13 protein-coding genes are annotated in these 23412 nt (G+C 59.2%); 5 read left to right on the top strand and 8 right to left on the bottom strand.

The features are described 5' to 3' along the window. Positions 1-18 precede the first annotated feature (18 nt). The 5 genes from HHL09_RS07820 to HHL09_RS07800 all read left to right on the top strand — a co-directional run bounded on the left by HHL09_RS07820 (position 19) and on the right by HHL09_RS07800 (position 12602). Positions 19-771: an LOG family protein gene (locus HHL09_RS07820; RefSeq protein ID WP_169454008.1), complete on the top strand. Its 753-nt coding sequence runs from the start codon at positions 19-21 to the stop codon at positions 769-771. Between the two features lie 209 nt (positions 772-980). Then, positions 981-3449 carry a glycogen/starch/alpha-glucan phosphorylase gene (locus HHL09_RS07815; RefSeq protein WP_169454007.1) on the top strand — a complete coding sequence of 823 codons (2469 nt, stop codon included), beginning with the start codon at positions 981-983 and terminating at the stop codon, positions 3447-3449. Beyond that, positions 3446-5743 (top strand): acetate/propionate family kinase, encoded by a 2298-nt coding sequence (locus tag HHL09_RS07810; protein ID WP_169454006.1) that lies wholly within the window; start codon positions 3446-3448, stop codon positions 5741-5743. Before HHL09_RS07815 ends, HHL09_RS07810 begins: the two co-directional genes overlap by 4 nt. 17 nt (positions 5744-5760) lie before the next feature. Continuing rightward, on the top strand, positions 5761-8835 hold the full coding sequence (locus HHL09_RS07805; protein WP_169454005.1) for a discoidin domain-containing protein: 3075 nt from the start codon (positions 5761-5763) through the stop codon (positions 8833-8835). Continuing rightward, positions 8832-12602: a GH36-type glycosyl hydrolase domain-containing protein gene (locus tag HHL09_RS07800; protein ID WP_205760994.1), complete on the top strand. Its 3771-nt coding sequence runs from the start codon at positions 8832-8834 to the stop codon at positions 12600-12602. The genes HHL09_RS07805 and HHL09_RS07800 overlap by 4 nt, the downstream gene beginning before the upstream one ends. Before the next feature lie 16 nt (positions 12603-12618). On the opposite strand, the gene HHL09_RS07795 is transcribed toward HHL09_RS07800, so the two are convergent. The 8 genes from HHL09_RS07795 to HHL09_RS07760 form a co-directional block, all read right to left on the bottom strand. Beyond that, positions 12619-14328, bottom strand: a complete 1710-nt coding sequence (locus tag HHL09_RS07795; protein WP_169454004.1) for an ABC transporter ATP-binding protein/permease — start codon at positions 14326-14328, stop codon at positions 12619-12621. Positions 14329-14414: 86 nt separating this feature from the next. Next, the gene (locus HHL09_RS07790; RefSeq protein ID WP_169454003.1) at positions 14415-15836 is read right to left on the bottom strand and encodes an efflux transporter outer membrane subunit; all 1422 of its coding nucleotides are present in this window, start codon (positions 15834-15836) and stop codon (positions 14415-14417) included. Beyond that, complete coding sequence (locus HHL09_RS07785) at positions 15829-18984, bottom strand: efflux RND transporter permease subunit (protein ID WP_169454002.1); 3156 nt, start codon at positions 18982-18984, stop codon at positions 15829-15831. The genes HHL09_RS07790 and HHL09_RS07785 overlap by 8 nt, the downstream gene beginning before the upstream one ends. Positions 18985-18990: 6 nt before the next feature. Then, positions 18991-20169 (bottom strand): efflux RND transporter periplasmic adaptor subunit, encoded by a 1179-nt coding sequence (locus HHL09_RS07780; protein ID WP_169454001.1) that lies wholly within the window; start codon positions 20167-20169, stop codon positions 18991-18993. Positions 20170-20219: 50 nt separating this feature from the next. Next, positions 20220-21152 (bottom strand): polyphosphate kinase 2 family protein, encoded by a 933-nt coding sequence (locus tag HHL09_RS07775; protein ID WP_169454000.1) that lies wholly within the window; start codon positions 21150-21152, stop codon positions 20220-20222. Between the two features lie 15 nt (positions 21153-21167). After that, on the bottom strand, positions 21168-21554 hold the full coding sequence (locus tag HHL09_RS07770; RefSeq protein ID WP_169453999.1) for a hypothetical protein: 387 nt from the start codon (positions 21552-21554) through the stop codon (positions 21168-21170). Positions 21555-21595: 41 nt separating this feature from the next. Beyond that, a complete protein-coding gene (locus tag HHL09_RS07765) occupies positions 21596-22585 on the bottom strand; it encodes a coiled-coil domain-containing protein (protein WP_169453998.1) in 990 nt (329 codons plus the stop codon). Between the two features lie 54 nt (positions 22586-22639). After that, positions 22640-23350 carry a DUF3313 family protein gene (locus HHL09_RS07760; RefSeq protein WP_169453997.1) on the bottom strand — a complete coding sequence of 237 codons (711 nt, stop codon included), beginning with the start codon at positions 23348-23350 and terminating at the stop codon, positions 22640-22642. Between the last annotated feature and the right edge of the window lie 62 nt (positions 23351-23412).

The raw sequence follows: 23412 nt of genomic DNA, 5'->3' as shown, positions 1-23412 counted from the left end.
CATCTCTTTGAAAAGCCCATGACCAACCCAGGTAGCAACTTCGGCCAGTCCGATATCATTCGCCTTGGCGATGAGGACGCCACCGTAGCGGTGCTCGAGCGAGCGATCATCGGAATGTGGGATTCCGTGAACGAGCTGACGCGCTTGCGCCGGACGTTCCGTTCCAATTACCGCGTCACCATTTTCGGGTCGGCCCGCCTTCAGCCGGGCACGTCTGCCTATGAGAGCGTGAAGCAGCTCGCGGCTGGGCTGACGGAAATGGGTTGCGATATCATTAGCGGCGGCGGTCCGGGCCTCATGCAGGCAGCCAATGAAGGAGCGCTCTCGGTAGATCCGGACGCATTGCACCGGTCCGTGGGAATCCGCATCGATCTGCCATTCGAGCAGGCGGTGAACCCTTACGTCGGCAAGGCCTACGGGCATGGTACCTTCTTCTCCCGGCTGCATCATTTCATGATCGCGTCGGATGCCTTTGTAGTGGTGCCTGGCGGGATCGGGACACTCTTGGAGATGTCGCTCGCTTGGCAATTGCTCCAAGTACGCCGCCTCTACAACACCCCCCTGATTCTCGTCGGGAAGATGTGGGGTGAATTGGTGAACTGGAGCCGCGAGTGGATGCTTCAAGAGGGGCAAGCGCTCGCAAGTCCCGAGGACCTTGACATTCCGCTGTGCGCGGGGTCCGTGGAAGAAACCATCGAACTGCTGCGCGCCCGCCGCGAAGAATGGCTGCGGTCCCAAGGCAGGCCGGACGAAAGATCCATTCCGTCATGAAGATCAGGTGCCTTGGCGCTTCAGGTGGCGGAGCAACCGGCTTTTGTTACATCGCCGAGACCCGGCAGGTCCGGATCATGATCGAATTCGGGATGTTTCAGGGGCGCCGCAAGAGACATTCCCGGCGGCAAATTCCTGGGAGCTACGCCATTTCAGCCGAGGTTCCGCCGGCGGGTGGAGCTGTCGAACTTTAACACCATTTGAAGGCCATGAACGCGATTTCTCCCTCCAACACGATCCGGACCGGCACCAGCGCGGAGAATCTTCGACAAGCCTTCCTGGATAATCTCGTCTGCGCGCTGGGCCGCCTGCCGAACTATGCCAGTGCGCACGATCACTACCTTGCTCTGGCGTTGACCGTGCGGGACCACGTCGTGGCGCGCGCAGTTCAGAGCTTTGAGCAGGGTGTCGTGAAGATGATGCGCCGGGTCGCCTATCTATCCGCCGAATTCTTGCCCGGTCCGCACTTGGCAAATCACCTGCTCAATCTAGGGATCGCCGAGGCGACGCGGGAGGCACTTGGCGGGATTGGAATCGACCTCGACAGGGTGCTCGCCGAAGAAGAAGAGCCCGGCCTTGGCAATGGAGGACTCGGGCGTCTTGCCTCATGCTATCTGGATTCCCTGGCCACCGTGGAGGTGCAGTCGATCGGCTACGGAATCCGCTATGAGTTCGGGATCTTTGACCAGGTGATTCGTGATGGATGGCAGGTCGAAGGGACCGATAAATGGTTGAGCGGCGGGAATCCATGGGAGATCCATCGTCTTGGGATTGCCAAGCAGGTGAAGTTCGGCGGGCATACGGAGACTTGGACGGATGATCAGGGGCGAACCCGGGTGCGGTGGGTTCCTTCCATTGTGATCAAGGGCGAGGCCTATGACACGCCGATCACCGGCTATGGCTCCGGCACCTGCTCGTTGATGCGGCTTTGGAAGTCCGAAGCTGTCGAGTCTTTCGACTTTGAGGCCTTCAATCACGGTGACTACGACCGTGCTGTCGAACAGAAGGTCGATTCCGAGAACCTTAGCAAGGTGCTCTATCCGAATGACGAGCTTCATCGAGGAAAAGAACTCCGGCTCAAGCAGCAGTTCTTTTTCACCAGTTGTGCCCTGCAAGACATGCTGCGCCTAGTGGCGATGTCTGGTGGGAAGGTGGCAGCGTTTGACGAAAGTTGGGCAGTTCAGCTCAATGACACGCATCCCGCGATCGGGGTGGCCGAGCTGATGCGTCTTCTGGTGGATGAGCATGCTCTTGAGTGGGACGATGCTTGGGCGATCACCCAGAAGACCTTTTCTTACACCAATCATACTCTATTGCCGGAGGCCTTGGAGAAGTGGCCGGTCGAGCTCTTCGGCAGCGTGCTCCCTCGTCATCTGGAGATCATCTACGGGATCAATCACCGCTTCCTCGATGAGGTCCGTACGGCCTTTCCTGATGACGATGCTCGCTTGGCGAGGCTGTCGCTCATCGATGAACACGGAGCACGATATGTGCGCATGGCCAATCTCGCCTGCGTGGGAAGCCACAAGATCAATGGGGTGGCCGCGCTGCATTCGGAGCTCCTCAAGAAGACCGTGCTCGCTGACTTTGCCGCGCTATGGCCGGAGAAATTTGACAATGTTACCAATGGCGTGACGCCACGCCGCTTCGTTGCCTTGGCCAATCCGGGGCTGGCGGGACTGCTCGAGCGTGAACTCGGTGCCGGGTGGCCTGGCGATCTTTCTTGTCTGGGGCGGCTTGAGCCCCTTGCCGCCGATCCCGGATTCCGGCGGGAATGGAGGGAGGTAAGGCTCGCTAACAAGCGGAGGCTCGCGGCCTTGATCCAGGAGCGGACGGGTATCGTGGTTACCCCCGACTCGCTCTTCGATGTGCAGGTGAAGCGCATCCATGAATACAAGCGCCAACATCTCAATTTGCTTCACGTTCTCTCGCTTTATCTCTCGATCAAGCGGGATCCTGATGCTGGGGTCGTGCCCCGAACCTTCATCTTCGGAGGAAAAGCGGCACCAGGCTATTTCCTCGCGAAACGCATCATCCGCCTCGTTACGGCGACCGGAGAACTCGTGAATCAAGATCCCGACGTGGCGGGGCGGCTCAAGGTGGTCTTCTTCCCGGATTTCAACGTGAAGAATGCCCAGCACATCTATCCGGCAGCCGATCTCTCCGAGCAGATTTCCCTTGCAGGGATGGAGGCCTCCGGAACGGGCAACATGAAGATGTCGCTCAATGGAGCTCTCACGATCGGCACCCTGGATGGAGCCAACGTGGAGATCCGCGATGCCGTGGGCGCGGAGAATTTCTTCCTCTTCGGTTTGACCGCCTCGGAGGTATCGGCTCTCAAGGCAGGAGGATACCAGCCGCAAACTTACTACGAGTCTGATTCGTTGCTAAGGGAAACGATTGATTTCATTGCGAGCGGTGCCCTTGGCGGCGATCCGGATCTCTTCCGTCCAGTGGTGGACAATCTCCTCCACGGCGACCCCTACCTCTTGCTCGCGGACTTCCGTGCCTATCTGGATGCCCAGCAGCGTGTTGGTGAGCTGTGGGGTGACTCCGATGCTTGGACCTCTAGCTCGATTCTCAACGTGGCGCGGATGGGTCGCTTCTCCTCGGACCGTTCCATCCGTGAATATTGCGAACGCATCTGGAACGTGAACGCAAAACCTTCCCAAACATGACCGAAGATTTTCTCAGTACAAAGGTGAAGCTCTTCGCGGGCTTTGACACGGTACGGCTCAAGGAACTTGCCGATGGATCGGGTATCGAAGCTTTTGTCCCCGGTGAGAGGATCGCTCATGCCGGAGATGAAGTGCATTTTCTTGGGGTCGTTCTGGAAGGGGAAGTGCTTGCGACGATTGACGATGATTCAGGGCCCCGCGAGCTCGCTCGTTTTAATCCCGGGGACACCTTCGGTGAGATGGCTCTCATGAGCGGCGAGAATGTTCTCGCGGACCTGACGGCGGTTTCAGCCTGCAAGGTGATGCTCATCCCGCTGACGCTCTTCCGTTCCCACATCATGGCGGATGCTGGAGCGGTCCAGCAAATTTCCAGGACGATCGGGGAGAGGTTCCGACTGGTGATGGGGGATCCTGCCAAGGCGGCCGCCATTGCCCGAAAGGAGGATATGAGTGCTTTGCTCGAGCTAAAAGGTGAGCGCCCTGAATGCGTGCTCGTTCTCAATTGCGGCTCTTCCTCCCTGAAGTGGAGTATCTTCGATACCGCGCGCCCACAGAATGATGCGCATGGGCAGATCGAGAGGATCGGAGCGAGTGGCACGCGTCTGGTCCAGCATGGACCCCGCTGCGAAGTGAACCGGAAGCTCCCCCTAGGAGGTCATCCAGAGGCCTTTGCCGCGATGATGGAAGTGTTGCTGGATCGGGGCTTCGGAGTCATTTCCGAACTCTCTTCGATCACGGTGGTCGGTCACCGGGTGGTCCATGGCGGAGAGCGTTTCACGGGTCCAACGATCATTGATGGCCATGTGTTGGAAGAGCTCGATAAGCTTGCAACGCTGGCACCTTTGCACAATCCGGTCAACGTTGCCGGCATCCGCGAGGCCCTCCGTTTGTTTCCCGCGGTGCCTCAAGTGGCCGTCTTCGATACTGCCTTTCACGCGACCCTTCCAGCCCACGCTTTTCTCTACGGCCTCCCATCACGCTACTACGAGACCGAGTCTATCCGGCGTTATGGCTTTCATGGATCCTCGCACGGGCATGTGGTACTCGCCGCCGCCCACTTTCTTAAGAAACATCCGAGGGAGCTGAAGATCGTGAGCTGCCATTTGGGTAGCGGTGCTTCCTTGTGCGCCATTGACCATGGGCGCTCGGTAGATACCACGATGGGTTTCACCCCTGCGGAAGGTCTGGTGATGGGGACCCGTTGTGGGGATATCGATTCCGGAGTGCTTCTCCATCTGCAACGCGGTGGATTGGATGCGGCCCAGCTGGACAGGCTTCTCAACAAGGAAAGCGGCTTGCTCGGCCTTTCTGGAATCTCGGGCGACATGCGTGAGATCGAGGCCGCGGCCGATCTCGGAGATGCACGTGCCCTGATTGCTTTCAAAGTCTTTTGCTATCGGGTCCGCAAAGGAATCGGAGCGCTTGTCGCTGCGTTGGGCGGGATTGATGTTTTGGTTTTCACTGCCGGTATCGGGCAAGGAAGTGCCGGAGTGCGTGGTGCAGCGGTGCAAGGATTGCAGTGCATGGGAATCCATCTGGATGAGACGCGCAACCGAGCTGCCACTGGCAAGGAGGTTGACCGGATCTCCACGGATTCCTCTGCAGTTCAGATCCTTGTCTTGCCGACCGACGAGGAACGCATGATCGCGCGCGAGAGCTTGAAGGGGCTGAGCCGCGATTATCTCGTCCGCGCCAGCGAGGCATGCCGGACAGAGCCGATTCCGATCGAGGTTTCCGCTCACCATATCCATTTGTCTAAGGAGCACGTGGAAGCCCTCTTCGGCCCTGGCCACGAGCTGACGAAACATGCCGATCTCTCTCAACCCGGACAGTATGCCTGCAAGGAGCAACTCGCCATCGTCGGGCCCAAAGGCCGGATCGAACGGGTCCGGGTGCTAGGCCCGGCGCGGAAGACTACTCAAGTGGAAATTGCCATGACGGAGCAATTCAAGATCGGCATCCAGCCTCCGATCCGCGAGTCCGGGGACATCGAAGGTACACCCGGCTGCATCTTGGAGGGCCCGGCGGGTAGCGTGGAGCTCGACAAAGGCGTGATCTGTGCCCTCCGTCACATCCATATGACCCCCGCGGATGCCCTGCGTTACGGGGTGAACGACAAGGCGTCGGTACGAGTTCGCGTGGATGGGGACCGGGAGATGGTCTTCGGCGATGTGAGGGTTCGCGTCGACCCGAAATTCGCTCTCGCGATGCACATCGACACGGACGAGGCAAACGCCGCCAACTTGGGAAATGGCGCGCGCGGATTCATTGATGGAATTCAGAGGGAAGCGTGACATCTTCTAACAAACCCATGAGAGAATCCGTGCTCGATGACTTTTCCTCTGCCGGGGGCTGGCGTGCTTTTGCCTCCGGAGAGGCCGAGATGCACATTTCAGTGGAGGGAGGGGCCTTGAGGTTGGATTTCGATTTCCACGGCGGAGGCGGTTTTGTGGTGGCCCGCAAGGAGTTCTCCCGGCGCATGCCTGCCGACTACGCATTTGCCTTCCGGGTTCGCGGGAGCGCACCGAAGAACAAGCTGGAATTCAAGCTGGCAGATCCGTCGGGAAAGAACGTGTGGCGCTGGCAGGAAGAGGAGTTTGATTTCCGCGAGCAGCCACGCGAGCTCCATCTCCACGGCAGCGGCATCAGCTTTGCGTGGGGTCCGGCGGGTGGCGGGGCGATCCGCGAGCTGGGAGCGATCGAGTTCGTGTTAAGCGCGGGCCCGGGCGGGAAGGGGACGATTTGGATCGATCAATTCCGTTTCCAAGACCGGACACTGAGGAGGAAGCCGAGGATCACAACCTCCAGCTCGGCTCGTGGATCGAATCCCTTGGCTTTGCTTGCCGCTCATCCCGGAGCGGGCTGGAAGAGCCTCACCGATGATGCGGAGCCTTGGCTGAGCATCGATTTCCATGAGCCTCGCGAGTATGGTGGCTTGATCATCGACTGGCTGCCCCGGCCCGCTAGGCGCGCCTTTACGGTTCAGTCTTCGGACGACGGCAAGCAGTGGAGAGATCTTCATTCCGCACGCGATGCCCGTGGTTCGCGGAGCTTTATACACCTTTCGCTTACTCGGTCCCGCTTCCTGAGAATCGTCTTTGGTGTCCCCTGCCCGGGCGTGAAACGCTTGTCGGTCCAGTCCTTCGCTTTTTCGAAGACACTGATCGAAACCTTTCATGCGGTCGCCTCGGCAAGTACGCGGGGTTATTACCCGCGCTACCTTTATCGCGAGCAAAGCTATTGGACCTGTGCCGGGGGACCTGATGGCATCACCTGTGCCTTGATCAATGAAGAGGGCATGGTGGAGCCGGATAAAGGTTCCTTCTCGCTTGAGCCCTTTCTGAAGCGCAATGGCGACCTGATCACTTGGGCGGATGCCCGGCGTTCGGTGGAAATGGAGAAGGACGGCCTGCCGATTCCCACATCGTCCTGGACCATGGAGCAGATGAGACTGTCAACCACCGCCTTTGCTACCGGGAAGGGGGCGGCGTCCGTTCTATTCGTCCGCTACCGTGTGAGCAATCTCACCGAGGAGGCTTGCCGGGTGACTTTGTTCGTCGCGGCCCGCCCGTTCCAAGTCAATCCGCCTTGGCAGGAATGGAAGCATCTTGGGGGTGTCAGCAAGATCAGCCGCCTCGCATGGAAAAATGATGTCCTATGGGTGAATGGCGGGAAGGCCGTGGTGCCGCTGGCTAGGCCCTCGTCGATCGGCATGGCTTCCTTCGAGCAAGGATCGGTGACTGAACACCTGGCAGCCGGCACCTTGCCCGATCAGACGGAGGTCGAAGATGATTTCGGCTTTGCCTCCGCGGCCATGGGCTTCTCACTGAAGATCCCTGCGGGCGGGCATCGGGACATTTTTGTCGCGGTGCCTTTTGGCGAAAAGAATAGCGCGCGACAGGTCGCTAGCGTGGCTCGCCTTGATGGGGGAGCTCAATTCGCTGAGGCCCTCCGCGATTTGGGCAAAAGGTTGGATGCCGTGAGTTTCCGCTTCCCCCGAGCGATGGCGCGGGATGCGGCAGATACCTTCAAGACTGCTGCTGGACAAATCCTCATCAATCGGGATGGTCCCGCGTTGCAGCCCGGACCGCGTCGCTACACCCGTTCTTGGATCCGTGATGGCGTGATCATGGGTGCGGCCCTGCTGCGCGCGGGAGAAAGTTTGGCCTTGCCGGAGTTCCTCCGCTGGTATGCGCCCTTTCAGCGGCCCTCGGGCTTCGTTCCCTGTTGCGTTGATCGCAACGGTCCGGACTGGCTTGTTGAACACGATAGCCACGGGCAGCTCATCTATGGAGTGCGCGAGTGCTATCGGTTCAGTGGCGATCTCTCTTTCCTGAAGGAAATGTGGCCGCATGTGCGAAAGGCCGCGCGGTTCATCGAGCGGCTTCGTGCCCGCCGGATGACTGCGGAGTATCTGGCTCCCGACAAGAAGGATCGCTACGGCCTGCTGCCGGAATCTGCGAGCCACGAAGGCTATCTGGCGCACCCGGTGCACTCCTATTGGGATGATTTCTGGGCTCTTCGCGGATTGCTCGATGCCGCAGCGATTGCGACTCGCTTGGGGAAGAGGAAGGACTCTGAAGCTTTTGAGGATCTTGCCCGTGCCCTTAGAGAATCGATCCGCGCGTCCATCCGCATCGTTATCGCGGAGAAGAAGCTCAATTACATTCCTGGCTCGGTCGAATGGGCGGACTTCGATCCCACCGCGACTTCCAATGCGATCTCCTTGCTCCATGCGGCGGATGACATGCCATCGGAGCAGCTTGATGCGATGTTCGATCTTTTCGTTCGCGACTTCCGGCGGAAGCACAGCGGAGAGATGGAGTGGAACAATTACACTGCCTACGAGATCCGGATCGTCGGTGCCTTGGTGAGGCTCGGAAGAAGGGAAGAGGCCGTCGAGTTGATGGAGCGATTTCTCGATGACAGGCGTCCCTTACGCTGGAACCAGTGGCCGGAAATCTCTTGGAGGGATCCCCGTAGTCCGGGACACCTCGGAGACGTGCCCCATACATGGATCGCGGCTGAGTATATGCTCGCCTTTGCCAGCATGTTCGCATGGGAGCGCGAATCCGATGATGCCTTGGTCCTCGCGTCCGGAGTTTCCCACGACTGGCTGGGACGTAGAAATGGGATCTCGGTCAAAGGGCTAAGGACCTGGTATGGGCCGCTCGATCTGACCTTGAAGCCGGGAGATGTCATGACGGTTGAGATCGGAGGGAATCTCGATATGCCCGAAGGGGGCTTTGTCCTGCGTCCGCCTTGTCCGGCTCCGATCCGATCGGTCACGGTAAACGGAAAGCCTGCTGCGGCCTTTAGTGCCGACGAAGTGATCGTCCGCGAATTTCCAGCCAAGGTGCTTCTCTCCTTTCATCCTTTGCCATGAAACCCAATCCCATGCTTCCCTCGCCGCACGCCCGGCTGCTATCGAACGGTCGCTATTTCACCTTTATCACCGCAGCTGGTACCGGACAGTCGCGGCGTTATGGCCACGTGGTAAACCGCTGGCATGGCGATCCGGTGGAGGATTCCCAAGGCCAGTTCATCTACCTGAGGGATCTCGATAATGGAGCGCTTTGGTCTGCGGCGATGCAGCCGGTGAAGTGCAAGAGTACCGCTTATCAATCGTCGGACCTTCCCGGGGTCTTCAGGATTGTTAGCGAGACACGCGGTATTCGTGCGCAGCTCGATGTCGCCGTTTCTCCCGGGGACGACCTTGAAGTGCGACGTCTACAATTGACCAACCTTACCAAACGTCCGAGGCGGATCGAGGTAACGAGCTTTCTTGAAGCCGTGCTTACCTGGCAGGGGGCGGATATCGGCCATCCTGCGTTCTCGAAGCTCTTCGTGCAGACCTCCTATGAGCCTGCATCCTCGACCTTGATTGCCGAGCGCCGTTCACGCGGGGCGGATGAAACCTGGCCTTGCCTGTTTCACTCGCTGGCCGGAGCGGGCGCGACCTCGTGCGAAAGCGACCGGCTTCGATTTCTGGGGCGGGGACGAAGCGTGGTCCACCCTCAGGCTCTGGAAGTGGACGAGCTTTCTGGCTCGGTAGGGAATGTCCTTGATCCCTGCTTGAGTCTCCGGACCGTGGTGGAATTGGATACGGAAGGAGAATCGGTGATCGGTTTCGTCACCGGCATTGCGGAAAACAAAGCCGAGGCACTCAAGCTTGCTGGGAAATTCCGCGGAATCACCGCGGTGGATCAGGAGTTACTTGATGCCGTCGACGCGGAGGAGAACGTCCGGGTTGAACTTGGTATCGATGATAAGACAGCCTCAAAGTTTCAGTCGCTGGCTGCCGCGATGAACTATGGACATCGTGGTCTGATCCCCTCGCCGCGAGTGCTTGAGGGGACGGCGTTGCCTCCAATCCCGCGCGACCGGCCAACCATGATCCTCTGCGATGGTTGGGCTGCAGCACCGACGCAAGAGGCGCTAAAAGCCCGTGGCTATTGGGGAACAAAGGGATTCTATACCAATTTCGTCGTGCTGGATGACTCGGGCGCTGGCGTACCTGATGGTCTGGATGACCGGGTCTTTACATTCAAGCCCAAGGAACTGGGCGAGGAGGGAGTGGCGATGCTCTTCGCGATCGCTTCCCTAGTCGTCCGGGGCAGCTTGCCCGATGTCTCCACCAATCACGTACCCTGTGTTCCAAAGGAGATCCAAGTGGCGGGAGAGAGTGGGTCGGGATCGGAGGCCTTGGAAGATCTTCGCTTCTTCAATGGCTACGGTGGCTTCAGTCACGATGGCAGCGAGTATGTGATTCGCCTTCCAAAGGGTGGCAAACGTCCGCCAATGCCATGGATCAATGTCGTGGCGAACGAGGTTGCTGGCTTTCTAGTGAGCGAGAACGGGGCGGGGTGCACATGGACGCGCAATAGCCAGGCGAACCGGCTCACCCCCTGGTCGAACGAGCCGGCATCGGACCCCCACGGTGAAGCTTTCTATCTCCGCGATCTGGAGACCGGCGAAGTCTGGAGTCCTTTGCCGGGACCGGTCCCTTCTGGCGGCGACCATGAAATTCGTCATGGCCATGGTGCCACCCGTTTCATCTCGACCTGTCAGGGAATATCTCAGGAGACGACGATGTTCGTGCCGCGGCATGACCCCGTGAAGATTGTCGTCGTTCGGTTGACCAATCGATCCGGAGTTGCGAAGAGGCTTTCAATCACAGCGTATCAGCGCTTGGTGATGGGAACGCTGCCAGCGCAGCCCAGTTTGATCGTGACGCGCCCGGGTGCCGATGGGAGCCTGCGAGCGGTGAATCTTGCAGCGGGCGACTTCCGTGGAGGGATCGCCTTTTCTACACTCACGGTAAGTGGGGTCGCTACCGAATCGAATGACTTCACCTGTGACCGCTTTGAGTTCCTCGGTCGCCATGGTTCTCCGGCGAATCCGGCCGCTCTTTGCCGTGGTGGGGAGCTGGGGGGGGCTTGTGGAGCGGGACTCGATCCCTGCTTTGTCCAACAGTCGGCGTTTACCTTGCAGGCAGGGTCCAGTGCCGAATGCATCATTCTCCTCGGGGAGGAAATGTCGGATCGGGCCGTGGACGAGTTGGTCGGTCGTTATCGTGATCCGGAGACCGTCCGTGCGGCGCTTGCGGAGATGCGGGATTTTTGGAGGTCGCTGGCAGCTGGAGTAAAGGTCAGCACGCCATCTCCCATTCTGGACCTGATGGTAAACGGATGGCTTCCCTATCAAACATTGTGCTGCCGGATGTGGGCACGTACTGCCTTTTATCAATCGAGCGGAGCCTTTGGATATCGGGATCAACTTCAGGACTCCGCTTCGCTTCTTGCCTTGGACCCTTCCTTCGCAAGACGCCAGTTGCTCCTACATGCCCGTCATCAGTTCGTGGAAGGGGATGTTCTCCACTGGTGGCACGCGGAACCTATCGGTCGTGGCCTGAGGACTCGTTTCTCCGATGATCTCTTGTGGTTGCCGCTATTGACATGCGATTATCTGGGGGCAACCGGCGATAGCTCTCTGCTCGATGAGGTGCTCCCGTACCTCAAGGCCCCGCTGTTGGCAGAAGGTCACGATGAGAACTACCTCGAACCTGAATTGTCAGGAGAGGATGGCTCGTTTTACGACCATTGTTGCCGGACCATTGACCGTTCGCTGGTGACGGGAGCCCACGGCCTGCCCTTGATGGGAACAGGGGATTGGAATGATGGAATGAGCCGCGTTGGCCGCGAAGGACGGGGCGAAAGTGTGTGGGTGGGCTTCTTCCTTTATCGGATTCTGGGAGAGTTCATCCCGGTGTGCCGGAGCCGTGGCGATGTTGAACGTGCCACACGATATGAAGATCATCGGGTCAAGCTGCTCGCAGCCCTGAACGATGGAGGCTGGGACGGTGAGTGGTATCGCCGCGCTTACTACGATAACGGCGCTCCCCTTGGCTCCCGTGAGAGTGACGAGTGCAAGATCGATACCTTGGCCCAGTCTTGGGCGATCATCTCCAAAGCGGCACCGCCCGATCGTGCGGACCTGGCCATGGAAGCGATGGAGCGAGAACTCGTTTCAGAAAGAGAAGGGATCATTCGCCTGCTGACGCCACCCTTCGTCAATACGCCCAATGATCCGGGCTACATTAAGGGCTACGTCGCCGGCGTGCGCGAGAATGGTGGGCAATACACCCATGCTGCTTGCTGGGCAGTCCAGTCGATCGCGGAGCACGGCGAGAATAATCGGGCACTGCGTCTGTGGGAAATGCTCACGCCGATTTCTCATTCGCGCACGCCTGAAGCGGCTGATGTTTACAAGGTGGAGCCCTATGCCGTGGCGGCAGATGTTTATGGTGCGCAACCCCACATCGGCCGCGGAGGATGGACTTGGTATACCGGATCCTCCGGGTGGATGTACCGTGTTGCACTTGAGTCTATCCTCGGCCTGACGATCGACGGCGGATCGACCATCGTGCTGAAGCCCTGCATTCCTGACGATTGGGAGGGATTCACCATCGAAGGCCGCCTACCCAACGGGGCGGCCAGCTATCGTGTGATTGTCGAGGCTCCCGGCGGCTTTGCAAAGACCATCGACTCCGTCACGCTGGACGGGGTTCCCCTCGGCGTCGATGGAGATGCAGCCCGTGCGACGTTACCAAGTAGCGGCGGAACTCATGAAATCCGGATCAGGATGTCCTGAAAAATCCCGGTGATGATTAGACCGCAGGAGGTGCTGCGGTCTTTTCCTCCCATTTCCAGCTCCCATCTGCGGCGATATGAAGAACGGCATCATAGCCGTTGCCCCCGGACCGACCGTCGCTGAATACGACAGCAGAAGCCCCGTGGCGGGAAATAGCCGCTCGGACGAGCGCGAATTCGTCGCTATCAAGCGCGGATTCCAAATGGTCCAGAAAGATGAACTCGGGGGCCGAGAGAAGGGCTCGTGCGATTGCGAGTAGCTGGCCTTCTCCGAGGTTCAGGACGTCGTCCCAGCGGCGTTGGCTGTCGAAATCATGCTTCGTGGATCCAGGAACTTCGAGCTTCAGTTCATCGAGGATGCCGAGAATCGTCGCGTCCGGAAGCGGCTCCACACCGGGTGGGGTCAATACCTCGCGAAGCGAGCCTGGGGGCAGATAGGGCTGTTCCAGGACGAAGGCCATCTTGGCCAAGGGGGGGCGCTGAATGCTACCGCTTCCCGCTTCATGAAGGCCTGCCGTGGCACGGAAGAGTGCCATCTTCGCCGAGGGATTGGGTCCGGTCACGAGAACCGTTCGGCCTGGCACAAAGGTAGCATCAAGGTTCTCCAAGAGCAGACGCTCGTCCGTGTCCGAAGCCCGCAAGCAGAGACGGGAATAAATGATTCGCTCGGCATCCATCTTGCAGTCGAGGCAAGACTTGGAATCGCGGACCACTGCGGATTCAGAGGCATCCACGAGTTCGCTCAGGCGCGCAACGACCGATGCATAGGACGAGATCGATTGGAACTGCGTCACCACCAGTGAGAATGCCCCGACAAGGGTCGCGAAAGCCATGGTCGATTGACCGATCACCCCGAACTCCACTCCTCCGGCAATGAACATCGGCGCTACAAAGAGGGCCGGGATCAGCTGGATCATGTAGTTGTAGCCGCCCGTGAAGAAATTCAGGTTGCGGTTCACCGAGATGATCTTCCGAAAGTTGCCAACCAATTGGTCAATGCGCGCAGCGAGCCGGTCTTTCATCCGGCTTTCATCTCGGGTGAAGGCGAGTCCTTCTGCATTCTGATGAACGTAGATGAGCTCGGAGCGGAAATCCGCTTCACGGTCTGCCTGCTGATAGTTGAGCTGAATCAGCGGACGTCCCAGCCAGAAGGTCAGGCAGGAGCCGGCGGCCGCATAGATGACCGCCACCGCAAAGAGGATGGGGCTAATCGACCACAATACTCCGGAGAAGGAAATGGTGGTGAAAGTCCCGTTCAGGATCATCAGCAGAAAGGACAGCGAGGTCGTAGTCAGCGCCCGGATGTCCTCGGTCATGCGCTGGTCCGGATTGGTGATCGAGCCAGTCTCCTTGAGGTGCAGGTAGATGTGCTTGTCCAGGTAGCCCCGGACCACCCGTTGTGTCTGCCACTCACGCCAGAGAAGTGCGAGCCGCTCCTCGCAGAACCGGAAGAACACGGCTACCACCGTAGAGCCGGCGAAGACAGCCACATAGAGCCAAGCCTGGCGAACGAAACCTGCATGGTCGCGTGCCTCGATCGCGGAAAAGAAATCGCGGCCGACGTAGCTGTTGAGCACGTTCATGCCGTTGATCATCAGCATGAGTGTCAGCAGGCCTGCCAGGAGCCAGCGCGCACGCGAGCCGGTCTTGGAGCGGAGGAACATCCGCACGACCCGGCCAAGGCGATACAAGGTCTCGCGTGAGACTGCGGCTTTCTTGTCGGGCATGGATTGGGTTCGCCGACCGGCTATGGCTGATATCTAACCAGCGGAGGAGCGGATTTCCATAGAAAACGCCCGGTGCCGGATTCAGCTCACAGGCCCTGTTTCGACGAAGAGACTGCTTCCGAAGAACAGCCTCCCCCGAGTGCGCGATAGAGTCCGACCACGGCCAAGTATTCGTTGAGCCGGATGCGGGCGAGCTGCAGCTCCGTCGGGAAGAGCTCGAGCTGCGCATCGAGAATCTCGAAGTAGTTAGCGCGCCCGGCACTGTAGCGTTCGGTCGAAACGCCTACGGAATCAGTCAGGGAGTGCACCGCCTGTTCTTGGTCGGCTCGCGCCGCGGCGAATTTCTGGCGCGATACCAAGGCATTCGAGACTTCTCCGAGGGCGACAAGAACAGTCTTTTCATGCCGAAGCTTGGCTTCATCAAAAGCGGCCCGAGCCTGAGCTTCCTGTGCCTTCAATCGTCCTCCGTTGAAGATCGGTCCCGAGATGCTTGAAGCGACGGACCACGCGTTACCCACTCCATCGGAGAGATCGGAAAGATCCGGACTGATCCGGCCAGCAAAGGCGGTAAGCCCGATTTTCGGATAGTATTCCGCGATCGCGGCCCCTACCTCGGCGTTGGCGGCGCGTAGCAATTGCTCGGATTGCCGGATGTCCGGCCGACGGCGGATCATCGACGAGGGCAAGCCCGCCGGCACGGCCCGCGAGACCACATTGTCGTCGAGCTTTCCACGCGGATGAATCGGGCCAGGGGCGCGGCCGGTTAGGATTGAGAGTTGATTCTCCTTTTGCGCGATCAAGCGTTCAATGTCCGGGATGGTCGCCGCGGCTTGCGCCGTAGCAGCTTTCGCCCGTGAGGTCTCGATCGTGGATGCGACACCTCCTTGGAGACGGCTGTCGAATAGATTGAAGCTCTCTTGGAAGGAGTCGCGGGAGCGGATGGCGATCTCCTTCTCGAGGTCCAACTCTAGCAGTTCGAAGTAAGTTTGTGCCACATCGCCGATTAGCGACACAATCACCCCGCAGCGGGCTTCATCGGTAGCCAGATAGCGGGCGAGGTCGGCTTCGCTGAGGCGCCGGATCCGTCCCCACAGGTCCACCTCCCAAACCACCGATAGAAGCGCCGTGGCATCGTCCGCTGTGCGACCGCCGGTGAAGGAGCCGGTTCCTCCAGCCTGGTTTCGTCCCCGGCTTATCCCGCCTCCATAATCGACCGACGGCAGCCCCAGAGATCGCGTCTGAAGCGCAACTTGTCGCGCTTGCTCCACCCGGGTGATTGCGATGCGGAGGTCATGGTTATTCGAAAGCGCCTCGTTGATCAGCGACTGGAGCTTTGGATCGTGGTAAACCTTCCACCAAGGAAGATCAGCGATTGAGCTCGAACTCGCGTTCGCATCGAAGCGGAAGGACATCGGTACGCTTGTCAGCGGGTCCTCGAAATTCGGGCCGACATTGCAGCCGGCGAGGAGAACGGCGGAAAGCAATCCTAGGGAGCGAAGCTCAAGCATGGGCGTGCGGAGCGGGAGGTGGCGTATCGGTATTCTGGGGCTTCTTCTTGCCCGCGATTTTCTCCACCATGTAGTAGAGCACCGGGATCAGGAAGATGGCGAGGAAGCTGGCGAAGATCATGCCGCCGATGATCACGAAGCCCATGACCTGCCGGGACAGGGCACCCGCACCGGTGGCCGTGGCCAGAGGAACGCAGCCTAGCATGAAGGCAAAGCTTGTCATGAGGATCGGTCTCAGCCGGAGCTTGGCTCCTTCCAAAGCCGCTTCGATCAAAGGCAGGCCTTCCTCGTATTTCATCTTCGCGAACTCGACGATAAGAATGGCGTTCTTCGCAGAGAGGCCGATCAACACGACCAGTCCGATCTGGGCATAGATGTTGTTCTCGTATTTGCCCACCAACAGGGCCCCGAAGGCGCCGCAGACGGCTACCGGGACGCTGAGCAGCACGCTGAAGGGCAGGCTCCAGCTTTCATACTGAGCCGCCAGGATCAGGAAGACGAAGAGCAGCGACATCGCGAAGATCGCGGTCGAGGATACGCCCTCTTGCGCCCGCTTTTCCTGATAGCTCATACCCAGGTAGCCGAAGCCAAGATCGCTGGACATGGTCTGCTTGAAGACATCCTCCATCGCTGCCATCGCCTGTCCGGACGAATATCCGGGTGCTGGTGTGGCATTGATTTGTGCGGAGCGATAGAGGTTGTAGCGCATCGTGAACTCCGGGCCGCTGACCGGCTTCGAGTAGGTGAGCGCGCTCAGTGGAACCATCCCTCCATCGTTGTTCCTCACGAAGAACTGGCCGACTTGGTCGACGTTCGTCCGGTAATCGCCATCGGCTTGGACGAACACCTGCCACTGACGTCCGAAGCGGTTGAAGTAGTTTACGAAGTAGCCGCCCATGAAGGTTTGCAGCGTCTTGTAGACGTCCCCCAAGTCGACGCTCTGCTTGAGCACCTTTTCCCGGTCCACATTCAGGAAAACCTGGGGAACGGAGGGCGAGAACATCGGTGTCACTCCTGCCAGTTCCTTCCGTTCGCGGGCCGCAGCCAAGAACTTCATCACGTTCTCCGCGAGGAAGGCCACATCTTTGCCGGAGCGGTCCTGAAGCAGGAAGGTCACACCACCGCTGGTGCCGATCCCGGGAATGGCCGGAGGAGAGAACGCGAAGGCCCGGGCAGAGGGAATTCCGGCGAACTTGGTGTTCACGTGCTTGAGGATGGCGTCATACTGCTCCTCGGGTGCCTTTCGTTCGGACCAACCCTTCAGGGAGATGAAGAAGATCCCGCTATAGCTGGTGTTGACACCTGTCAGGAAGTTGTAGCCGGTGACCGTGCTGTAGTATTCCACCCCGGGCGTGTCCTTCAGAATTTTTTCGCACTCCTTCATTACCTCGTCGGTGCGCTGCATGGAGGCCGCGTCCGGCAAGATGATCTGGGCAAAGAAGTAACCTTGGTCTTCTTCCGGTAGGAAGCTGCCCGGGACCGCTTTGCCAAGCTTCGCGGCTAGGGCGATGAAGCAGCCCAGAACGATCAGCGCGATTACCCACTTGCGGATGAAGAAATGGCAACCGCTGACAAAGCCATCGGTGGCCCTGCCGAACACGCGGTTGAACCAATCGAAGAATTTCTGCAACGGCCCAGTGCTCTTCTTCTTAGGCTTCAGGAGGATCGCCGCGAGGGCTGGCGAAAGCGTGAGCGCATTGAAGGCCGAGATTAGCATCGAGATGGCGATGGTCACCGCGAACTGCTGGTAAAGGCGGCCGGTGATGCCTGGAATGAAGGCGGTCGGCACGAACACGGCGGCAAGGATCAATGCGATTGCTACTACCGGGCCGCTTACCTCCGACATCGCCTTGAGCGTTGCTTCCCGCGGGCTGAGGCCGTGCTCAATGTGATGCTCCACCGCTTCCACCACGATGATCGCGTCATCCACGACCAAGCCGATCGCGAGCACGAGGCCAAAGAGCGAGAGCGTATTGACGGTGAAGCCGAACGCCGGGAATAGCACGAAGGTGCTGATCAGGGAGACGGGAGCCGCCAACAGCGGGATCAAAGTCGCCCGCCACCCCTGGAGGAAGATGAAGACGACCAGAATCACCAGCACTAGGGCTTCGATTAACGTGTGCTGGATCTCGGCCATGCCCTCGGTCACGGCCAGGGTGGTATCGAGACAGATGACGTAATCGAGATCGGTGGGGAACTTCTCCGCGAGGCGCTTCATCGTGTCCTTTGCGCCATCGGCGGCCGCAATGGCGTTCGAGCCAGGAAGCTGGTAGAGGGCTACGAGCGCGGCGGGCTTGCCGTTCAGACGGCCATTGATCGCATAGTTCTGCGCGCCGAGTTCGATGCGTGCCACATCCTTCACCCGCAGCATCGAGCCATCCGCATTGGCGCGGACAATAATGTCACCGAATTCCTCCGGAGTCTGCAAACGTCCTTGGGCGCGCACGGCATAGGTGAATTCCTGACCCTTCGGGATCGGCTCGCCGCCGATCGTGCCGGCAGGGTTCACCGTGTTCTGCGTCTGTACGGCCTGCAGGATCTCCGGGATGGTCACGCCGAGCTTCGCGAGTTGGTCCGGCTTCACCCAGATGCGCATCGCGTACTGGCCGGCACCGAAAACGGTCACGCTCGCGATGCCCTTCACGCGGGTGAATTCGTCGTTCAGGTTGATGTTCGCGTAGTTCGCCAGGAAGACGTTGTCATAGGTTCCGTTCGGCGAGAAGAGCGCGAACATGATCAGTGGCGACGAGGTGGACTTCTGCACCGTCACACCGAACTTGTTCACGTCCTGTGGTAGCTGGGATGAAGCTTGGTTGGACCGCATCTGGGAGAGGATCTGGTCCTCATTCACATCGGTGCCGACCTCGAAATTCACCGTCAGCTTCAGCGTGCCGTCGTTGCCGTTGACGGACTGCATGTAGTTCATGTTGTCCACGCCGCTCATCTGCTGTTCGATGGGCGTGGCGACCGATTGCTCGACCGTGAGTGCGTCAGCTCCGGTGTAGGTGGTTTTCACCTGAATTTCCGGAGGGACGATGTCGGGGAACTGCGCGACTGGCAGACGGAAGTAGGTGATGATCCCGATGATGGTCATCAGGATCGAGATCACCATCGCGACGATGGGGCGATTAACGAAGAAAGAGGCCATGCGTAATTATTTCCCCTCCGTTTTGGGCTGCTCTGGGGCGCTGGGCGGAGTCCAAGGGCTGGCCTCGACCGGTGTGTCGTTGCGAACCTTCTGGAGACCCTCGACGATCACGTTCTCGCCTGCCTGGAGGCCCGTCTCGATCACCCAATCGGTACCCGAGCGTTGGCCGACCGTTACCGGACGGATCAACGCCTTGCCGTCGGCGACGACGGCCACTTGATAGGCGCCTTGCACTTCAGAAACGGCCCGCTGCGGGACGAGGACTGCATTGACAGTGCCCATGACGGCATCGACGCGGGCGAATTGTCCCGGACGAAGGATATTGCCTGGATTCGGGAAGTGAGCAGTGAGTTCGAAAGTACCAGTGTAGGTATTCACTTCGCGGCTGATGCTCACCAGCTTGCCGGGTTGTGGGTGGCGGTGACCGTCCGCGAGGATAAGGCCGACCGGAATATTGGGAATATCGACCTCGGGCTTCCCAACTTCCTCCCGCTTCCGCTTTGCTTGGAGATACTCCTGCTCGCTCACCTGGAAGCTAACCTTGATCGGATCGACCGTGGAAACCGTGGCGAGGGGCTTGGAGTCGAGAGGTCCGACAAGGTCCCCGATCTCGCGATTGGCGAAGCCGGCTACGCCGTCGATCTCGCTGTAGATCTTAGTGAAACCCAGATTCAGTTTGGCTTGGTCGATGACGGCGAGAGCGGCAGCGACATTGGCATCGGCCGCCTCATGCGCTTGGATCGAATGTTCCAGCTCTTCCTGGCTGATCGCACGCTTCTCCGCGAGAGGCCGGTAACGAGCTACGTCTTGTTCTGCCTTCGTGCGCTGGGCGATCGCCTTGAGGTGGTCGGCTTCGGCCTGCCGGAGTTCCGCCTCGAAAGGACGCGGATCGATCGTGAAAAGAAGGTCGCCCTTCTTCACCGTCTGACCATCGGAATATCCCCGCGACTGCAGGTAGCCGGACACGCGGGGACGGATATCGACGTTCACCGATCCGTCGAGGGAGCCTGTCCAACTGCGAACAATGTCTACCGGGCGGGTGGATGCCGGAACAACGGACACCGCGGGCGGGGGCGGCGGGCCGGAGGCTGATTCCTCTTTCTTGCAGGAAGCGAAGGGAATGGCGGCTGCGAGGAGCAGATGTCTCCCGCGAAGGCGGAGATAATAGGACGTCGGGCAATCCATCGGTGTGAGCGGTTGAAAGGAATCGGAGGGTCTATGCAAAGTTATCCCGGCTAGTCCTTCTCAAGCTCTTCGCGGATCTTGAGGAGTTCAGCGCGCCGTTCCTCGGAAACCTCGGGGAACTTCAGCTTCAATTGTTCCAGCACGACGCAGATCGCTTCCGAAATTGCCAATCGTGCGAACCACTTGTTGTCGGAGGGAATGACGAACCACGGCGCATGTTCCGTGCTCGTGTGGTTCAGCATGTCTTCGAAGGCTTGCTGGTAGTCGTCCCACAAGGCTCGCTCCTTGAAATCGGCGACCGAAAACTTCCAGTTTTTCTTTGGTTCATCGATCCGGGCGATGAAGCGCTTCTTCTGTTCCTTTCGGGACAGATTCAGGAAGAACTTGATGGGAATGATCCCGTTGCTGGTGAGATACTTTTCGAAGCGGTTGATCTCCTTGTAGCGGCGTGCCCAGAAGGCTTTGCCGCCGGGCTTCCCGGGCAAGTTCTGCTTGGCCAGAAATTCCGGATGCACCTTCACCGCCAGCACCTCTTCATAGTAGGAGCGGTTAAAGATCCCGATCATTCCTCGTGCGGGCAGGACCTTTGTCGCGCGCCACAGATAGTCGTGGTCGAGATCTTCGGAAGAGGGGGCCTTAAAGCTGGTGACATGGCACCCTTGGGGATTGATCCCTGACATCACATGGCGGATGGCCCCGTCTTTTCCGGCGGCATCGATCGCCTGGAAGATAATCAGAATGCCATAGACGTCCTGTGCATAGAGCTTCTCCTGGAGCTCCGCCAAGCGCTGCACGTTAGCGGCCACGCGCTGCAAGGCTCCAGCCTTGTCTTCATAGCCACCGGTGAAATCGGGATCGAAATCCTTCTTAAGGGATATCTGGTGATCGGGGATGACAAGAATGTCGCGAAGCTTGAAGTCGACCCGGTCGCCTTCGCTGACCTCGATCTTGATTTTCCTGTCGGGGTCCAGATTGTATTTCATGGCTTTAGGAACGGTTTATTTTCCTTCGATTGCCTTCTGTAATTCCTCGTCCACCGGGCCATCTTCCCGGACGTTGTCAGGCTTGGTGCTGATAACGCTGACTTTGCTGGTAAGCGTTTCCATGAGTTCCATCACTTCGGCGACGGTGCCGAAGAGAAACTCCTTTCTTCGATCTTGCACTGGCATACGAATGAACCAGTGGGTGCCTAGCCATGCTCCGGATCTGCCGAGCAGGTAGTCTCCGGCCCGCATGGATGCGTCACCGGGCTCATAGCCGTGCTGCATGATCAAGTAGGGTCCGTTGCTGTCCTTGTTCAGGATCTCCGATGCGGCCTTGAGCTTCGCCAAGCTGATGAGGCGGCAGGCACTGAAGTGATTCGACAGGCGTTGGGAAATACTCATGAGGTTGCTGGATTTGAATCTTTCCGGCCGGAGATGCCGGGTTATTCGCTCTTCTTTGCCGCAGGATCGTTCTCCGCGAGCCACTTCTCGCGTGCCGCGAGATTATCCTTCACTTCATGGATCTTCTGGCGTTCTGCCACCACCGAGTGATAGAGGCGCACGGTGCGTGCGAAGTCGTCTGCAATATCACGGCGTGCGTCGCGCAGCATCTGCTTGAGGTCGTCCGCCTCGTCTTTGGAGGCGCCCATTTCAGCCGCGTTGGAAGGCGCTGTGACATCGGCGAGCTGTGACTTCCGGACATCGGAGAGCTTGGTCACATGATCCAGCTCCTGCTCGAAGATGGCCTTTTCGGTCTCGCTGAGTTTCCCGCTGGCGAGCTGCGACTTCAGCGTGTTGCCCCGGGCTTCGAGGTCCGCGATTGCTTTCTTGAGAGCGTCTTGGACCTCTTTCCGCTGCTTTTCCGTCTGGACGCGGTCGCGGCGGTTCTGCCGCCACTCTTCGCTGACGCGGCTGTTTTCGTAGTAAACCCCGTTGGCTTCGTAGCTGCTATCCTGCTCGTACTTCGCCACGTCTTCGCCGCCAGGCATGGACTTCACAAGCTCAAGGATCTGGGCCACACGCTTCTCGGTGAGCGCATCGATCGTGGCCATGTCACCCTTCAATTCTTCCTCGGGCACGGACTGATCGCTGCGCAATTGCGTGATGATGGCGTTCCGCTCGCGCTTGTAGACTTCGAGCATCTTCTTAAGTCCGGCAATCGCCTCGGCTTTGGTCTCAGTCACCCGGCGCTTGGAGGACTGGGAGTCCTTGAGACCGGAGAGCATGTTGACCAAGTCACCGATCTTCTTGTCGGTCGCTTCGCCGCGCTGGCGAATCTCGGCGCTGACTTCAGCCAGGCGTTGTTCGCGCATGGCGAGATGCTGTTTGAGCGTGGCGACTGATTGCCGGCGCGCTTCGATGTCGGTTGTAGCGGATTCCTGTGCAGCCGCGATTCCGGCTGCCAGGCTTAGGATCAGAAGGGTTCGTGTCATAGAAGTTGCCTCAAGCTCGGATTGTGGACGCGCGATCGCTGGACCGCCTCGTGGTTAGAATGGATTCAAGGTGACGCCGGAGGTCCGCTTGACTGTTGATCCTGGAGGCGTGTTGAGGAATTGCGCGCCTTGCTTGGCCCAGATTTCGATGTTCGCCTCGGCGCCGCCGTACCACTCGTAGCTGCGGAGATTCACCGGCGAGACGGGATCACTGCGGCGGTCTGAGAAAGAGGCTACTTTGCCCTTGCTGTCCTGCAGGGTGCCTGAGACGGCGATGCTGCCGCTGCCAGCCATGCTTAGAAGTCCGGCTCCCGGTACCACGAAACCTGCAGCGGTAGCGCCCATGTTCCAGTAGGCCTTCGAAGGTGTGAGCTCGGTGATTGCCATCCGGATCGTCAAGGTGTTCGGGCCTGGACGGGAGACAACGGAAAGCCGGTTTCCCGGATAGGCGCGGATTTCGCGGGCGAGGGAGGTTTCCAGCTGTTGTGCGAGTTTTCGTGCGTCCCGCTTGAGGACTCCCGATTGCACCCGGGCGTTCTGGCTCTGCCACCAGTCCTGTTTTGCCAAGTTCGATGTATCGACCGGCGCGATATGAACCGAGCTGTATTTCTTCTGGACGTCGGTCTGCTTGAACTCCGTCGAGGCCCAGCTTTTTTCCAGGAAAGCGCCTCGTCCATTTTGCGAGGAGGAAGCACAAGAGGTAACGAAAAGAGCGGTGGCGGAAAGCGAGATCGCGGCGACGCGTCGCAGAAGGATGGGATTCATGATTGTTGCAGGATGCTGGCAGATCGGGGCTAGGGCAGCCATTGCACCTTGGTGCAACGGCT

It is taken from the genome of Luteolibacter luteus (genome assembly GCF_012913485.1).
GTDB classification, from domain to species: Bacteria; Verrucomicrobiota; Verrucomicrobiia; order Verrucomicrobiales; family Akkermansiaceae; genus Haloferula; species Haloferula lutea.
The sequence above is the reverse complement of the archived record's forward strand: the minus strand, read 5'-3'. Positions and strand labels throughout refer to the sequence as shown.

Bases quoted from the DNA above. Each gene is read 5' to 3' on its own strand.
- HHL09_RS07820 (WP_169454008.1), top strand. From the start codon at position 19: ATGACCAACCCAGGTAGCAACTTCGGCCAGTCCGATATCATTCGCCTT.
- HHL09_RS07815 (WP_169454007.1), top strand. From the start codon at position 981: ATGAACGCGATTTCTCCCTCCAACACGATCCGGACCGGCACCAGCGCG.
- HHL09_RS07810 (WP_169454006.1), top strand. From the start codon at position 3,446: ATGACCGAAGATTTTCTCAGTACAAAGGTGAAGCTCTTCGCGGGCTTT.
- HHL09_RS07805 (WP_169454005.1), top strand. From the start codon at position 5,761: ATGAGAGAATCCGTGCTCGATGACTTTTCCTCTGCCGGGGGCTGGCGT.
- HHL09_RS07800 (WP_205760994.1), top strand. From the start codon at position 8,832: ATGAAACCCAATCCCATGCTTCCCTCGCCGCACGCCCGGCTGCTATCG.
- HHL09_RS07795 (WP_169454004.1), bottom strand. From the start codon at position 14,328: ATGCCCGACAAGAAAGCCGCAGTCTCACGCGAGACCTTGTATCGCCTT.
- HHL09_RS07790 (WP_169454003.1), bottom strand. From the start codon at position 15,836: ATGCTTGAGCTTCGCTCCCTAGGATTGCTTTCCGCCGTTCTCCTCGCC.
- HHL09_RS07785 (WP_169454002.1), bottom strand. From the start codon at position 18,984: ATGGCCTCTTTCTTCGTTAATCGCCCCATCGTCGCGATGGTGATCTCG.
- HHL09_RS07780 (WP_169454001.1), bottom strand. From the start codon at position 20,169: ATGGATTGCCCGACGTCCTATTATCTCCGCCTTCGCGGGAGACATCTG.
- HHL09_RS07775 (WP_169454000.1), bottom strand. From the start codon at position 21,152: ATGAAATACAATCTGGACCCCGACAGGAAAATCAAGATCGAGGTCAGC.
- HHL09_RS07770 (WP_169453999.1), bottom strand. From the start codon at position 21,554: ATGAGTATTTCCCAACGCCTGTCGAATCACTTCAGTGCCTGCCGCCTC.
- HHL09_RS07765 (WP_169453998.1), bottom strand. From the start codon at position 22,585: ATGACACGAACCCTTCTGATCCTAAGCCTGGCAGCCGGAATCGCGGCT.
- HHL09_RS07760 (WP_169453997.1), bottom strand. From the start codon at position 23,350: ATGAATCCCATCCTTCTGCGACGCGTCGCCGCGATCTCGCTTTCCGCC.